The following is a 15,162-nucleotide window of genomic DNA, read 5'->3' on the forward strand; positions in this document are numbered from 1 at the left end:
CGATGCCGATCCGCGCCGCCGACCTGCTCGCCGCCGCCTACTCCGACGCCGACCGCACCATCGACCTGCGCCGCCGGCTGCACCGCCACCCGGAGATCGGCCTGCACCTCCCGCGCACGCAGGCCACGGTGCTGGAGGCGTTCGAGGACCTGCCGGTCGAGGTGCGCACCGGCCGGACGACCACCTCGGTGGTGGGCGTGCTGCGCGGGGCGCGGCCCGGGCCGACCTACCTGCTGCGCGCCGACATGGATGCCCTGCCGGTGCACGAGGACACCGGCCTGCCGTTCGCCTCCGAGGTGCCCGGCGCGATGCACGCCTGCGGCCACGACACGCACGTGGCGATGCTGCTCGGCGCGGCCCGGCTGCTGGCCGAGCGGCGCGACGAGCTGACCGGCCAGGTGCTGTTCATGGTCCAGCCGGGGGAGGAGGGCTTCCACGGCGCCCGCTTCATGCTGGAGGAGGGCCTGCTGCACGCCGTCCCGGAGGCCCCGGTGGCCGGCGCGTTCGCGCTGCACGTCTCGTCGAACTTCGCCAGCGGCACCGTCCAGGTGCGGCCGGGACCGATGATGGCCGCCGCCGACCAGTGGAAGGTGACCGTCCGCGGGCGCGGCGGGCACGCCTCGATGCCGTGGAACGCCGCCGACCCGGTGCCGGTCGGGGCGGAGATCGTGCTGGCGCTGCAGGCCCTGGTCACCCGCCGGGTCGACGTCTTCGACCCGGCCGTGGTCACCTGCGCGCACGTGGAGGCGGGCTCGACCAGCAACGTCATCCCCGACACGTGCTTCCTCGAGGGGACGATCCGCACCCTCTCGCCCGAGCGGCGGGCCGAGGTGGTGGGGGCGGTCGAGCGGGTCGCCACGCACGTCGCCGCCGCGCACGGGCTCACCGTCGACTTCGAGCACTTCGAGGGCTACCCGGTGACGGTCAACGACGCCCGGGTCGCCGCCCAGGTGGCGGAGGTCGCCGCCGAGCTGCTGGGGCCGGATGCGAGCGTGCCGATGGCCGCCCCGCTCATGGGTGCCGAGGACTTCTCCTACGTGCTGCAGCGGGTGCCCGGGGTGATGGCGTTCCTCGGCGCGTGCCCGCCGGGAGCGGACCCGGGGACCGCCGCGCCCAACCACTCGAACCTGGTCGTCTTCGACGAGGAGCCGCTGCCGGCCGGCGTCGCCCTGTACGCCGCGATGGCCCTGCGCAACCTCGCCGCCTGACGGAGTGCGAGCGGCGAGGGATCCTGCGCTCCCGCACTCCGCTACGGGCGGGCGGGTCCGCTACGGCGGGCGGGCGTCTCCTCCCGCTGCACGATCGCCGCGGCGAACACGGGGTCGGTGGGGGAGAGCACCGCGCCGACCAGCAGCGCCTGCAGCCAGTCGAGGTCGGTGAGCAGCACGGTGAGGGCGGCGATGCCGAACGCGGTCAGCGGCATACCGATCACCAGCGCGCGCCCGGGCAGGCGGGCGGTCTGCCGGACCAGCCCGACCGGCAGGTGCTGGCGGTCGGTGGACAGCACGGTGCGCGAAGCCAGCCCGGAGAGCAGGGCGGCCACCGCGAGGACGACGCCGAAGACCGCCAGCAGCTCCACGACCGGAGGCCCTACCGAGGCCCGACCGCGCTCGACCGTCCCGTGGCGGAACTGTCATGTGGGGTGGATCCGTGCGCGTCACCCGCGCGCATCGACTTGGGTCACACGAGCGCGGCGACGTCGGCGGCGCAGCCCCAGGAGAGGGTGACGCCCGCGCCGCCGTGCCCGTAGCAGGCGACCACCGGCCGCCCGTGGTGCACCACCCGCTCCAGCCGCACCGTCGGCCGGCCGGGCCGCAGGCCGACCGCGCGCGACAGAACCCGGGCGCCGCGCAGGGCCGGCACCAGCGCACAGGCGCGCCGCAGGACGGCGGCCTCGACCGCCGGATCGGGGTCGGTGCCGGTCGCACCCTCCACCGCGGTGCCGCCGCAGACGACGTCCGATCCGCGCGGCACCACGTAGGTCAGCCCGTCGGGGTGCTCCTCGTCGAGCAGCCAGCCGGTCAGCCCCGGGTCGCTGAGGCGGACCACCTGGCCCTGCACCGGCACGCAGCTGGCGTCGTCCAGCAGCGGACCCGAGCGCAGGCCCGCGGCCAGGACGACGACGTCACCGGGCACCGCGTCGAGGTCGGTGACGCGGCACCCCTCCAACTGCACCCCGGCGTCGGCGCACGCGGTCAGCAGCCAGGGCAGGTAGCGGGCCATGTCGACCACGGGAAGCGTGCAGCGGGTGCCCGCCGGGGCGCCGGGTGGCAGTTCGTCGTCCGTGGCGGGCCGGTGGCCGGGGACGCCGGGCGACCACCACAGGTCCGGCTCCGGCGTCCGGTGGACGACGGTGCCCGGCCGCAGCGCGACGCCGGTGGTGCGGTCCTCGGCCAGGAAGGTGAAGACGTCGAGCGACAGCGCGGCCCAGCGCAGCACCGCGTCGACCGGCCGGGCGCGATAGGGGAACCACAGCGCCGCGGCGACCGCCGACGTCGTCGCCGCCACCGGGTCGGCGGTGAACACCCGCACCCGGTGGCCGGCGCGGGCCAGCTCCAGCGCGCACGTCAGCCCGACGACGCCGCCGCCCACGACGGAGGCGTCGAGCGGGGTGGATTCGTACGCGTCATGCGTACGGATCCACCCCGCTCGGTCGGTCACGCCCCGGGCTGCTGGTCCGGGTCGGTGGTGGTGTCCTCCGGCGCGGCCTGGACGTCGTCGATCCGGTACTTGTCCAGCGCCTGCCGGGCCACGTCGCGGTCGAGCTCCCCGCGGTCGGCCAGCGCGGCCAGGGTGCGGACGACGACCGACTCGGCGTCGACGTGGAAGTGCCGGCGCAGCGCCGGGCGGGTGTCGGACAGGCCGAACCCGTCGGTGCCCAGCGTCGCCATCCCGCCGGGCACGTGCGGCGCGATCAGGTCGGGGACGGCGCGCATCCAGTCCGACACCGCCACGACCGGGCCCTCCACCCCGTCGAGCTTCTCGGTGACGTACGGCCGGCGCGGCTCCTCGCCGGGGTTGAGCAGGTTCCACTGTTCGACCTCGTCGGCCTGCCTGCGCAGCTCGGTCCACGAGGTCACCGACCACACGTCGGCCGAGACGCCCCAGTCGTTCGCGAGCAGCTCCTGCGCGCGCAGCGCCCACGGCACCGCGACGCCCGAGGCGAGGATCTGCGCGCGCTTGCCGTTCTCCACCTGCGGGCCCGGCGCGTAGCGGTACATGCCGGCGAGCAGGCCCTGCACGTCGAGGTCCTCGGGCTCGGCGGGCTGGTTGAACGGCTCGTTGTAGACCGTCAGGTAGTAGATGACGTCGGGCGACCGGTGCCCCCCGAGCGGCGCGCCCGGGTCCTCGCCGTACATCCGCGCCAGCGAGTCCTTGACGACGTACCCGACCTCGTAGCCGAACGCCGGGTCGTAGGTGACGACCGCGGGGTTCGTGTGCGCGAGCAGGATCGAGTGGCCGTCCTCGTGCTGCAGGCCCTCGCCGTTGAGCGTCGTCCGCCCCGCGGTGGCGCCGAGCAGGTAGCCGCGGGCCATCTGGTCGGAGGCCGCCCAGATCGCGTCGGCGGTGCGCTGGAACCCGAACATCGAGTAGAAGATGTAGATCGGCACCATCGCCTCGCCGTGCGTGGCGTAGGCGGACCCGGCCGCGGTGAACGAGGCCACCGAGCCGGCCTCGTTGATGCCCTCGTGCAGGATCTGGCCGGCCTGCGACTCCTTGTAGGCCAACATCAGTTCGCGGTCGACCGAGGTGTAGCGCTGCCCCGCCGGGTTGTAGATCTTCTGCGACGGGAACAGGGAGTCCATCCCGAAGGTCCGCGCCTCGTCCGGGATGACCGGCACGAACCGCGGGCCGAGCTCCTTGTCCTTGAGCATCTCCTTGAGCAGCCGGACGAACGCCATCGTGGTGGCGACCTCCTGCTTGCCCGAGCCCTTCTTCAGCAGGTCGAAGGCCTTCTCCTCGGGCGCCTTGAGCGGCTTGGCCTCCGCCCGCCGCCGGGGCACCGCCCCGCCCAGCTGCCGGCGCCGCTCGAGCATGTACTGCATCTCGTCGGAGTCCGGGTCGGGCTTGTAATAGGGCGGCAGGGTCTTGTCCAGCGCCTCGTCGGGGATGTCGAGGTAGAGCCGGTCGCGGAAGTTGGCGAGGTCCTCGGCGGTCAGCTTCTTCATCTGGTGGGTGGAGTTGCGGCCCTCGAAGTGGCTGCCCAGCGTCCAGCCCTTGATGGTCTTGGCGAGGATGACCGTGGGCTGGCCCTTGTGCTCGACCGCGGCCTTGAAGGCCGCGTACACCTTGCGGTAGTCGTGCCCGCCGCGCGACAGGCCCCAGATGTCCTTGTCGCTCATCTTCTCGACGAGCTTCTTCGTGCGCGGGTCGCGCCCGAAGAAGTGCTCGCGGACGTAGGCGCCGTCCTCGGCCTTGTAGGTCTGGTAGTCGCCGTCGGGTGTCTGGTTCATCAGGTTGACCAGCGCGCCGTCGCGGTCGGCGGCCAGCAGCGGGTCCCACTCCCGGCCCCATATCACCTTGACGACGTTCCAGCCGGCGCCGCGGAAGAAGCTCTCCAGCTCCTGGATCACCTTGCCGTTGCCGCGGACCGGCCCGTCCAGCCGCTGCAGGTTGCAGTTGATGACGAACGTGAGGTTGTCCAGCTCCTCGCGGGCGGCCAGGCCGATGGCGCCCAGCGACTCGGGCTCGTCCATCTCGCCGTCGCCGAGGAACGCCCAGACGTGCTGGTCGGAGGTGTCCTTGATGCCGCGGGCATGCAGGTAGCGGTTGAACCGGGCCTGGTAGATCGCGCTGATCGGCCCCAGCCCCATGGAGACGGTGGGGAACTCCCAGAACTCCGGCATCAGCCGCGGGTGCGGGTAGCTCGACAGCCCGCCGCCGGGGTGGCTGACCTCCTGCCGGAAGCCGTCCATCTGCTTCTCGGTCAGCCGGCCCTCGAGGAACGCCCGGGCGTAGATGCCGGGGGAGGCGTGCCCCTGGAACCAGATCTGGTCGCCGCCGCCGGGGTGGTCCTTGCCGCGGAAGAAGTGGTTGAACCCCACCTCGTACAACGACGCGGACGACGCATAGGAGGAGATGTGCCCGCCGACGGCGATGCCCGGCCGCTGCGCCCGGTGCACCATGATCGCCGCGTTCCAGCGGATGTAGGCGCGGATGCGGCGCTCGACGTGCTCGTCGCCGGGGAACCAGGGCTCCCGCTCCGGCGGGATCGTGTTGATGTAGTCGGTGCTGCGCAACCCGGGCACCCCGACCTGCTGCTCCCGGCTGCGCTGCAGCAGCCGCAGCATGAGGTAGCGCGCCCGGTCGCGACCCGCGTTGTCGACGACGGCGTCGAGCGACTCCAGCCACTCCTGCGTCTCGTCGGGGTCGATGTCGGGCAGCTGGCTGGGCAGCCCGTCGGTGATGATCGCGCGGGGGGTACCCGCGTCCCGGGCGGACTCGCCGCCCTGCTGCGGAGCGCTCATGTCCCCATGCTCTCGCGCCGGGGGGTCCCACGTCACGCCGAGGCCCGCGGAACTGTGCCGTGGACCGGCGCGAACCCTGAGCGGCCCGGGCGCGGCCCGGGCGCGGACCGCGTGCGGACCGCGTGCGGACCGGGTGCGGGCCGGGTGCGGGCCGGGTGGGAGCCGCGTCGACGGGGCCGGTCACGGGTCCGCGTCCGCCCGCGGAGGCTTGCGCGGGCGGCCTCATGCCCTACGCTTCGCCCGCAGGTGGCCCGGGTGCAGCCGGTTGCCTCGGCGTCGGGTTCGCGTCCGGTCGAGGCGGCGGGCCGGGTCGTGGGGACGAGAGGGGTGGCATGGCCGGGGTGCGGGTGGCCCTCCCGCCGGCCGTGTCCGGCGCGGGCGCCGCGCCGGGACCCCGCGCGGTGACCGTCGTCCCGAGGTCCGCCGCCGTCCCGGCTGCCGTCCCCGGACCGGGCGCCGTCCCGGCTGCCCGCGCGGTGCGCCCGCCGACAGGGCACCATCCACCCCACACCCGGTCAGCAGGACCTTGTCTGGAGGAGCAGCGGTAATGAGCGTCGACAGCGCCGGCATGGCGGCCCGGCTGGGCATCAAGCCGGGCATGGTCGTGCAGGAGCTCGGCTGGGACGAGGACGCCGACGAGGACCTGCGCGACGCCATCATCGAGGCCTCCGGCAGCGAGATGGTCGACGAGGACACCGACGAGGTCGCCGACGTCGTCGTCCTCTGGTGGCGCGAGGACGACGGCGACCTGTTCGACGCGCTGACCGACGCGCTCACCTCGCTGGCCGACGACGGCGTCGTGTGGCTGCTGGTGCCCAAGTCGGGGCGGCCCGGCCACGTCGAGCCGGGTGACGTCACCGAGGTCGCGCCCACCGCCGGTCTGTCGCAGACCTCGAGCATCTCCGCGGCCAAGGACTGGTCGGGCATCCGGTTGGTGACACCGAAGGCGGCCCGTTCCCGCCGCTGACGGAGGGCCACCCTTCCCCCCACGCCTCGCAGGCTCGGCGCGGGACCCTGGAGGGTGGCCGTTCCATCCCGTCACCACGCCTCCGGCAGCATGGGGGCATGAGCATCTCCGTCGGCGATCGCGCCCCCGAGTTCAGCCTCCCCGACCAGGACAAGCAGGTCGTGTCCCTCGCCGACCTGCGCGGCACCCCGGTGCTGCTGGTCTTCTACCCCTTCGCGTTCTCCGGCATCTGCACCGGTGAGCTCTGCCAGTTGCGCGACGAGCTGACCGCGTACACGGAGGCGGGGGTGACGGTGCTGGCGATCAGCACCGACCCGGTGTTCTCGCTCAAGGCCTTCAAGGCCGCCGAGGGCTTCGACTTCCCGCTGCTGTCGGACTTCTGGCCGCACGGGGAGGTCGCCAGGTCCTACGGCGTGTTCAACGACAAGGCCGGGATGGCGCTCCGCGGCACCTTCCTGGTCGACGCGGACGGCACCGTCGCGTTCACCGAGGTCAACGCGCCCGGTGACGCCCGCGAGCAGCAGGGCTGGAAGGACGCCGTCCAGGAGCTCGCCGCCTGAGAAGGGGTCCCTCCCGGGGCGTCCCCCGGCACGGTCGGGACGCCCCGGAGAGGCCGCGCGCCGAGGGCACCTACCCTGGGCGCGCCGGGCGCGTAGCTCAGCGGGAGAGCTCTCGCCTTACAAGCGAGCGGTCGCAGGTTCGATCCCTGCCGCGCCCACCTGTGCAGAACCCCGCCACGGGAGTGCAACGTCGCGGGTCGACCCGTCGCCGGGCGGCGGACCCGAGCGGGGGTCGGGCGGGCGTCGAGGGCCGTGCCGGCCAGCCCGCCCGTTCAGGCGGCGGGGGCGTCGGGGAGGTCGCGCGGGGTCGGCGCGGCCGGCCGGGGGAAGGCCGGGCGGAGGAAGAGCGGCGGGCGGAACGGCGCCCAGGTTCCTTCCGGCTGCGCCAGCCGGTCGGCGATCGCCCAGATCGCCGCGGGGTGGTGCCCGAGGCCCAGGTGGCTGGCCATCACGGCGATGTTCTCGGCCCGCTCACCGGGGGTGTCCAGGCACGCCTGCCAGGCGACGATGCCGTCGAAGTGCGAGTAGATCGACGTCGCCGGTACGGGCAGCGGCGCGGCCCCGCGCTCCAGCGGCAGGTCGAGGTGCTCGACGTGCAGGTGCGCGTACCGCTCGTAGGCCCGAGCGGCCCGGCTCTGGTCCTGCGAGCTGAGCCGGAACGGGCTGCCCAACGTGATCACCTGGCGTACCGCGTCGGGCGTGCGGCGGGCCAGCGCGCGGGCGTAGATGCCGCCGAGGCTCCACCCGATCAGCGAGATCGGGCGCCCGTAGCGGTCGTGCAGGTCGTCGATCCGGTCGCGCATGCCGCGGAAGGCCCGCGCGGTCGGCCCGAAGTTGCGGCCGCAGCGCCAGCCGTGCACCCGGTAGTCGAGGCGGCGCAGCACCGTCCGCAGCACCCGCGTGGACGTGTCGTCGGCGAGCAGCCCGGGCAGCACGAGCACCGGGTGGCCGTCGCCGTGGGGCAGCAGCGACTCGAACGGCCGCGCGGCGAGGTACATCCCGTAGTCGGCCAGTGCCCGGCCGGGTTCGCTCAGGTACAGCGGGAGCGCCGGACCGCCGGTGTGCTGTCGTGCCACGTCGTCCTCCTGACCGCTGGCCGCCGTGGCCGCTGCGGGCTCTTACCACCCTGCGATCCACGTCACACCCTGTCCAACGCACACGCTGCGTCACCGGTTCCATTCTGCCTGCGGTCGCCACTCCCGGCGCAGCGGTCCCAGGGGGCGCGCCCCGGCGGTCGCCCGGGCGCCGAGCCGTGCGACGGTGGCGGCAGCAGCCGCAGGGAGGAGCACGGATGGACGACGCAGCGCGCGCCGCGTGGGGCTCCGTCGTCGACCTCGGCGGCCCGGTGCACTACGTCGACTACGGCGGACCGGACGGCGGTGGCGCGGCGCCGGGCGCGGCTCCGGGGCGCGAACCCGACGCCACCCGGCCGCCCGAGGACCGGGCGCCCGGGGACCGGCCGCTCACGGCGCGGCCGCCCGTGGACCGGGCGCCGTCCGACGGGCCCGACCGGCCGACCGTCGTCCTCGTCCACGGGCTGGGCGGCTCGCACCTCAACTGGGACCTGCTGGCCCCGCTGCTCACCCCGCACGCCCGGGTGCTGGCCCTCGACCTACCCGGCTTCGGGTTCAGCGAGCCCGGCGAGCGGCGGGCCACGGTCCGGGCCAACGTCGCGGTGCTGCAGCGCTTCCTGGCCGAGGTCGCCGGCGGCCCGGTCGTCCTCGTCGGCAACTCCATGGGCGGGATGATCTCCATCCTGGCCGCGGCCGGCGCGCCCGGCTCGGTCGACGGGCTGGTGCTCGTCGACCCCGCCGTCCCGGGGCCGCGGACCCGGCCCGACCCGCTCGTCGCCGCCACCTTCGCCGTCTACGCGCTGCCCGGGCTGGGGGAGCGCTTCATGTGGTGGCGCCGGCACCGGCAGACCCCCCTGGGCCGGGCGCTGAGCCTGCTGCGCCTGTGCGGCGTCGACCCCGACACCCTGCCGCCGGAGGTCATCGACCGGTCCGTGCTCATGCTCGAGCAGCGGCAGGACGTCGTCGGCATGGACAAGGCCTTCCTCACCGCCGCTCGGTCGCTGCTGGCCGTGCTGGCCGAGAAGACCCGCTACTACGCGGCGATGGGCTCGCTGCGCGTGCCGGTGCTGCTCGTGCAGGGCGACGCCGACCGCCTCGTGCCGGTCGAGGCCGCCCGCGACGTCGCCCGGCGGCACCCGCACTGGCGCTACGTCGAGCTGGCCGGCGTCGGCCACGTGCCGCAGCTGCAGGTTCCGCAGCGGCTGGCCGAGGAGATCCTCGGCTGGCTGCCCAGGCCGAGGGGTCAGGCCCGGGGGCGCAACGTGTCGCGGAGCGCCTCGAGCCCGGTGTAGCGCGGGCGCCAGCCCAGCTGCTCCCGAGCCTTGGTGGTGTCCATGACCGCCGGCCGCGCGGCCGCCTCCACCCACTCGGCGACCGGCGGCAGGAACGGCACCCGGGCCAGTGCCCGGGCGGCCAGCTGCGCCGGCGCGGCCGGCACCCGCACGGGGAGCGCGCCGAACTCGCGCGCCACGTCGCCGGCGGTCAGCACGCCGTCCCCGGCGATGTTGTACGCCCCGGGCGGCCCGGCGCCGACGGCGCACAGCAGCAGCGCCGAGCCGACGTCGTCCTGGTGGACGAGCTGCAGCGGGTGCTCCGGCACCACCACCGGCACCGGCAGCGGCAGCCGGCGGGGCCGGCTGAACAGCCACCGGCCGACCGGCGCGAGCGGGCCGGGCAGCACGTCCTTGCCTCCGACGGTGTCCGGACCCAGGACGACGGACGGGCGGAGCACGTAGAGGTCGGGCCCGCCCCCGGGCGCGGCCTCGGCGGCCAGCAGGTGCTCGAGCTCGGCCTTCTCCTGCGCGTAGAACAGCCGGGCGGCCGGGCGGACCGGCCACTCCTCGTCCATCCGCGCGGGGTTGTCGGCGTGGAAGCCGTAGGCGGCCACCGAGGAGGCGTACACGAAGCGCCGGGCGCCGACCGCGGCGGCGGCCCGGTAGACGTTGAGCGTGCCGTCGACGTTGATCGCCCGCGTCGTCGCGCGGGGGGCGTTGCCGGTGATCAGGAAAGCCAGGTGCACCACGACGTCGGCGTCCCGGAACGCCTGCCGCAGGGCCTCCGGGTCGCGCACGTCGCCCTGCCGGTAGGTCATCTTCGTCCAGCCGCGCTGTGCCGGGTCGAACGGCCGCCGGGCGATGCCGACGACGCGGGCCACGCGGGCGTCGTCCTGCAGCAACGGGACCAGGCCGGAGCCGAAGGTGCCGGTCGGCCCGGTGACGGCGACGGTGAGGCCGGGACCGGTGGGCGATGCCCGGCGCCCGCGCGGGCGGCCGCCGCCGGGCCGGGGGGAGCGGCCCCGGGCGCGGGGCGCGCTCACGGCGCCGCCGAGGCGGCCGACGGCTGGTCCCGCGCGAGCTGCTGCAGCTCGTCGACGCCGTTGCGGATGCCCCGGGACAGGGTCTCGACGTCGGGGAAGGCGTCGAAGTCGGCGTTGATGCCGAACGTCATGGTCTTGAGGTAGGAGATGATGCCGATCGACAGCCGCATGCCGGCGCCGATCGGGACGTAGGCGTGCACCGAGCGCATCCGCCGGCCGAGCACGTAGAGCGGCACGCGCGGGCCCGGGACGTTGGTGGTCACGGCCTGGGCCCACAGCTGCCCGGCCTGCAGCGCCGCGCGGACGCCGAGGGAGAGCAGCGTCGGCGCGACGTAGTCGCCCATGGCGATGATCGAGCGGGCGTCGAGGGCCTGCATCGCGCGCTTGTACTCGTCCATCTGGCGGCGGACGGCTGCCAGCCGGGCGAGCGGGTCGGGCTCGCCGACCGGGAGGTCGACGAAGACGGCGGAGATGCGGTTGTCGAGCGCGCCGCGTTCACCGGGACGCCGCACCGACACCGGCACCATCGACCGGACGACGAGCTTCTCGCTGGACAGCTCGCCCCGGCCGGCGAGCAGGTCGCGGAACCCCCGCGTGATGGCGGTCAGGACGACGTCGTTGACCGTGCCGCCGAGCGCCGTCCGCACGGTCCGGAACTCGTCGAAGCCCGCCTCGGTCCACGCCCACCGCCGGTGCGGACCGATCGGGCCGCTGAGCGAGCGCGCCGTCGGCGTGACCGCCTGGCGGGCCATCGACGGCACGGTGGTCGCGAGCGTCCGGCCGGTCGTGACCAGCCGCCGCGCCTGCCGGCCGGCCGAGCCGAGCGAGGGCAGCGAGGTGAGCTGGCGCACCGGGTGCGTCATCGCCTCCTGCACGGCCCCGGCGACGAGGGTGAGGCCGGAGGGGCTGCGCTGCGGGGTCCAGTCGCCGGGCTCGCCGTGCGAGGCCGCCGGGTCCAGGTCGAAGATCAGCTGCATCAGGTCGGTGCCGGCCACGCCGTCGACCATGCAGTGGTGGACCTTGGAGATGAGCGCCCAGCGGTCGTCCTCGAGGCCCTCGACCAGCCAGACCTCCCACAGCGGCTTGGCCAGGTCCAGCCGCTGACCGAGCACCCGGCCGGCGAGGTTGCGCAGCTGCTCCTCGCCGCCCGGCGCCGGGACGGCGGTGTGCCGCACGTGGTAGAGGATCTGGAAGTGCGGGTCGTCGACCCAGACCGGCCGGCCCAGCTGCATGGGCACCGGGCGCACCCGCTGGCGGTAGCGCGGCACCAGCGGCAGCTTGCCGAGCAGCAGCCGGACGAGGTCGCCGTAGGCCGGCGCCGGGCCGTCGAAGACCGTGACGGAGCCGACGTGGAGCGGGGCCTCCTCGCTCTCGGCGTAGTAGAAGCCGGCGTCGGTCGAGCTCATGCGGTCCACGGGGTCTCCTCGCCGGCCCCGGGCCGCCACCGCCTGGCCGGGGGCCTCGTCTCCGTCGTCGGTGATCACGAAGCTAGGTGCGCCCGGGGCGCCGGGGCAAGCCGATCATCCGGCGTCCGGCACCTCCGGGTGGGACGCGCTCCACCGGCCGCGTGATCGCCGCCCGCGTGATCGCCGCCCGCGTGATCGCCGCCCGCGCCCGGTGGTGCCCGCCCTCACCCTGCAGCGCGAGGACGGGCACCACGGCGCGAGGCCGGCGGGTCGTCGCCAGCCGGGCGGCTCCCGTCAGCCGGGGCGGCGGTCGGGCGCGCTCTCGCGCACCAGCCGGCGGGCGGTGTCGACCTCGCGGGCCACCGGGGCGAGCACCCCCTCGGCGAGGATCTCGGCGTCGTCGGGCGGGCGGTGCGCGCGGACGTCGTCCTCCAGCTGCCGGATCGCCCGCCGCAGGACCGAGACCTGGGCCAGGTCGGGCGCGGGCTCGCCGGAGCGCATCGCGATCACCGCCTCGGTGACGGCGTCCGACGTCCGCTCCAGCTGCACGATCACCGGCCACCAGGCGGCGGCGCGGCTGCTGATCGGCGGCGGCTCGGCCAGCCGCCGCTGCAGCTGGGTCTGCAGCTCGGTCAGCGCCCGGTAGCTGCGCCGGCGGGCGCGGCGGATGTCGGCGTCGTCGCCGGTGAACGCCGCCTCGACGAACGCCTCCAGCGCAAGGGTGGCGTCGCGCAGCGCCTCGTCGAGCGGTGCCCGCCAGGTCTGCGGCCACAGCAGGTAGCCCAGCACCAGCACGATCGCGCAGCCGACCAGCGTGTCGACCAGCCGCGCGCCGACCACCGGACCGCCGGGCTGGGCCAGGTCGAGCAACAGGATGATCACGGGTGTCTGGAACACCGAGAACAGCCCGAAGTTCGCGTTGCGCGCCCACGGCAGCACGGCGGCGGTCGCGGCGAGGGCGAGCAGCACCCAGCCGTCCGGGACCGTGGCCAGCAGCGCGAGCAGCGCCGAGCCCATGACGACGCCGACCAGCGTGCCCGCGCCGCGCTGCACGGCCCGGGCGAACACCGACCCGAAGTCGGGCTTGAGCACCAGCGCGACGGTGAGCGGGACCCAGTACGGCCGCTCCAGCGGCAGGTGCTGGCGGGCGAGCTCCGCAGCGGTCATGCACAGGGTCAGGCGGACGGCGAAGGCGCGGGTGTCGGGGCTGGCCAGCGTCCGGTCGGCGAGCTCGCGCAGCCGGGTCCGCCGATCGGGTCGCGAGCGCGGCACCGCCGCGCCGGCCCGCCGCTCGGGATCGCCGACGACGTCCCACACCAGCCGCAGCCCGTGCCGGACGGCGCGGGCCGCGGGCGGACCGGTCTCCCGGGCCGGTGGGCGGTCGGCGGGCAGCGGCTGGTCGCGCGCGAGGGCGGCGGCGAGCGTCCGCACGGCGGTCACGTCGTCGGGTTCCGCCGGCGCACCCGCCCGCGTCGCGGCGACCGCGCCCTCGACCAGCGGTGCCGCGGCGTTGAGCACGCCGGCCAGCTCCGACAGCTCCCGGGTGCGCCCGGCCGTGCGGGCCCGGCTGCGGATGACCCGGTCGTAGCCCTCGTTGAGCGCGCCGGTGAGCGCGCGGCGTGCCGCCTCGGCGCCCGGCGTGCCGGAGGCGGCGAGCAGGTCGGCGATCCGGGCGAACACGGCGGCCACCGCAGCGCGGTCGGGGTCCTCGCGCTCCGTCCGGGCCTGGACGGCGACGGCGAGCACCGCCCAGGCGCCACCCGCCGCGAACCAGCCGACCTCGGCCGCGACCGGCAGCGGGGTGGTCAGGCCGGAGGCGAGCGCGGCGAGCAGCAGCAGCTGCAGGGCGCCGTTGCTCGTCGCCGCCCCGATCGCGGACAGCTGCGCGGCGACGACCGACAGGACGGCGAACAGCGCGACCGCCGTCCAGCCACCGCCGGTGGCGTACTGGCCGGCGAGCAGCCCGACCGTGCCGAAGCCGGCCGCCGCGACCGCCCGCCGCAGCCGCTCGCGCAGCGGCCCGGACTGCGGCGCGAGGCTCGCGTTGAGCGTGCCCACGGTGGCCAGGACGCCGGCTCCGAGCACCGCCTCGTCGTCGAGCGCCGGGCCGCCGCCGGCCCGGGCGAGCAGGGCGACGGCCAGCGGCGCCGGCACGGCCACGGCGAAGCGGACGACGTCGCGCCACGGCACCGGCTGGCGGCCCGTGCGCACCAGCTCTTCCAGCCAGGCCGGGGCCCGCAGCCCGCGCTCCCGACCCTCCACCGCCACGCCGCGGAGCCTGCCAGCCCGGCCGCACCGCGCCGCGCCGCCGCCCGGCCGGCCGCCCCGGCGCGTCCCGCAGCTGACCTAGAGTCCTGCGACGTGGCGATTCCCCCGGAGCCGGGCGACGCACCCGACGGCGCGGCGCCGGTGGGCGGGTCGCCGGCGCCCGGCGCTCCGCTGGCCGAGGTCGTGGCCGCGCTCGAGGGGCGCTACGACCCGGCGCTGGCCGAGAGCTGGGACGCGGTCGGCCTGGTCTGCGGCGACCCGCAGGAGACGGTGCGGCGGGTGCTGTTCGCCGTCGACCCGACGGCCGCGGTCGTCGACGAGGCGATCGAGTCCGGTGCCGACCTGGTGGTCACGCACCACCCGCTGCTGCTCACCCCGGTGCACGGCGTGCCGGCGAGCGATCCGAAGGGCCGCCTGGTGCACCGGCTGGTGCGGGCCGGCGTCGGGCTGTTCGTGGCGCACACCAACGCCGACCGGGCGGCCGAGCACGGCGTGAACGACGCGCTGGCCGCCGCCTTCGGCCTGACCGGCACCGTGCCGCTGGACCCGGTGGCGGACGCGGGCACCGAGAACGGGGCGACACCGAGCAGGGCGGGGCTGGGCCGGCTCGGCCGCCTGCCCGGACCGATGACGCTGCGCGAGTTCGGGGCGCTGGCGGCCGCCGTCCTGCCGGTCACCGCCGGTGGCATGCGGCTGGCCGGCGACCCGGACCGCCCGGTGCGGTCGGTGGCCGTCTGCGGCGGCAGCGGCGGCTCGTTGCTCGGTGCCGCCGCGGCCGCCGGAGCGGACGTGCTGCTCACGAGCGACCTCAAGCACCACGCGGTCTCCGAGGCGCTCGAGGCCGGCGGTCCGGCGCTGGTCGATGCGGCGCACTTCGCCACCGAGTGGCCGTGGCTGCCGACGGCGGCCGAGCTGCTGCGGTCCGACCTGGCCGGGCGGGTGGGCACGGCCGTGTCGACGTTGCGCACCGACCCGTGGACCGGGCACGCGCCGGGAGGCGCCGGTTCGGGCTCGCCGCCCACCTGGCGGCGAGCGTCGCCCGGGGCGGACCCGGAGACCGGTGCGCGGCCCCGGGCGGACGGCGGCCCGCAGGTAGGTTGAGC

Annotated in this window: 12 protein-coding genes and 1 tRNA gene; 6 read left to right on the forward strand and 7 right to left on the reverse strand. The window is 75.8% G+C overall.

All coding sequences use genetic code 11. From position 1 onward, the window contains the following. The first annotated feature begins 2 nt into the window (after positions 1 to 2). Complete coding sequence (locus tag OF117_RS11285; protein ID WP_263552933.1) at positions 3 to 1,208, forward strand: M20 family metallopeptidase; 1,206 nt, start codon at positions 3 to 5, stop codon at positions 1,206 to 1,208. 41 nt (positions 1,209 to 1,249) lie between these two features. On the opposite strand, the gene OF117_RS11290 is transcribed toward OF117_RS11285, so the two are convergent. The 3 genes from OF117_RS11290 to aceE all read right to left on the reverse strand — a co-directional run bounded on the left by OF117_RS11290 (position 1,250) and on the right by aceE (position 5,468). Beyond that, positions 1,250 to 1,579, reverse strand: coding sequence for a cation:proton antiporter (locus OF117_RS11290; protein WP_263552934.1), 330 nt, complete (start codon positions 1,577 to 1,579; stop codon positions 1,250 to 1,252). A gap of 101 nt (positions 1,580 to 1,680) precedes the next feature. After that, positions 1,681 to 2,661: an FAD-dependent oxidoreductase gene (locus OF117_RS11295; RefSeq protein ID WP_263552935.1), complete on the reverse strand. Its 981-nt coding sequence runs from the start codon at positions 2,659 to 2,661 to the stop codon at positions 1,681 to 1,683. Then, positions 2,658 to 5,468 (reverse strand): pyruvate dehydrogenase (acetyl-transferring), homodimeric type, encoded by a 2,811-nt coding sequence (gene aceE, locus OF117_RS11300; protein WP_411969447.1) that lies wholly within the window; start codon positions 5,466 to 5,468, stop codon positions 2,658 to 2,660. Before aceE ends, OF117_RS11295 begins: the two co-directional genes overlap by 4 nt. A gap of 547 nt (positions 5,469 to 6,015) precedes the next feature. Here aceE and OF117_RS11305 point away from each other — a divergent pair. From OF117_RS11305 to OF117_RS11315, 3 genes are all read left to right on the forward strand, one after another. After that, a complete protein-coding gene (locus OF117_RS11305; RefSeq protein WP_263552936.1) occupies positions 6,016 to 6,435 on the forward strand; it encodes a DUF3052 domain-containing protein in 420 nt (139 codons plus the stop codon). A 98-nt stretch (positions 6,436 to 6,533) separates the two neighbouring features. After that, positions 6,534 to 6,995: a peroxiredoxin gene (locus OF117_RS11310; protein WP_263552937.1), complete on the forward strand. Its 462-nt coding sequence runs from the start codon at positions 6,534 to 6,536 to the stop codon at positions 6,993 to 6,995. An 86-nt stretch (positions 6,996 to 7,081) separates the two neighbouring features. Next, positions 7,082 to 7,153: transfer RNA gene (locus tag OF117_RS11315), tRNA-Val, on the forward strand. A 114-nt stretch (positions 7,154 to 7,267) separates the two neighbouring features. On the opposite strand, the gene OF117_RS11320 is transcribed toward OF117_RS11315, so the two are convergent. Continuing rightward, on the reverse strand, positions 7,268 to 8,071 hold the full coding sequence (locus tag OF117_RS11320) for an esterase/lipase family protein (RefSeq protein WP_263552938.1): 804 nt from the start codon (positions 8,069 to 8,071) through the stop codon (positions 7,268 to 7,270). A 215-nt stretch (positions 8,072 to 8,286) separates the two neighbouring features. Here OF117_RS11320 and OF117_RS11325 point away from each other — a divergent pair, with 215 nt between their 5' ends. After that, complete coding sequence (locus OF117_RS11325; protein ID WP_263552939.1) at positions 8,287 to 9,360, forward strand: alpha/beta hydrolase; 1,074 nt, start codon at positions 8,287 to 8,289, stop codon at positions 9,358 to 9,360. On the opposite strand, the gene OF117_RS11330 is transcribed toward OF117_RS11325, so the two are convergent. From OF117_RS11330 to OF117_RS11340, 3 genes are all read right to left on the reverse strand, one after another. Further along, complete coding sequence (locus tag OF117_RS11330; RefSeq protein WP_263552940.1) at positions 9,312 to 10,385, reverse strand: NAD-dependent epimerase/dehydratase family protein; 1,074 nt, start codon at positions 10,383 to 10,385, stop codon at positions 9,312 to 9,314. The genes OF117_RS11325 and OF117_RS11330 overlap by 49 nt on opposite strands. After that, on the reverse strand, positions 10,382 to 11,791 hold the full coding sequence (locus OF117_RS11335) for a WS/DGAT/MGAT family O-acyltransferase (RefSeq protein ID WP_263552999.1): 1,410 nt from the start codon (positions 11,789 to 11,791) through the stop codon (positions 10,382 to 10,384). Before OF117_RS11335 ends, OF117_RS11330 begins: the two co-directional genes overlap by 4 nt. A 294-nt stretch (positions 11,792 to 12,085) precedes the next feature. Continuing rightward, the gene (locus OF117_RS11340; protein ID WP_263552941.1) at positions 12,086 to 14,059 is read right to left on the reverse strand and encodes an FUSC family protein; all 1,974 of its coding nucleotides are present in this window, start codon (positions 14,057 to 14,059) and stop codon (positions 12,086 to 12,088) included. A gap of 93 nt (positions 14,060 to 14,152) precedes the next feature. Here OF117_RS11340 and OF117_RS11345 point away from each other — a divergent pair, with 93 nt between their 5' ends. Then, entirely contained in the window at positions 14,153 to 15,160 is a 1,008-nt protein-coding gene (locus OF117_RS11345) for a Nif3-like dinuclear metal center hexameric protein (protein ID WP_263552942.1), read from the forward strand. Positions 15,161 to 15,162: the final 2 nt, after the last annotated feature.

Origin of the sequence: Geodermatophilus sp. YIM 151500 (genome assembly GCF_025716945.1) — a bacterium.
In the GTDB taxonomy this organism is placed as follows: Bacteria; Actinomycetota; Actinomycetes; order Mycobacteriales; family Geodermatophilaceae; genus YIM-151500.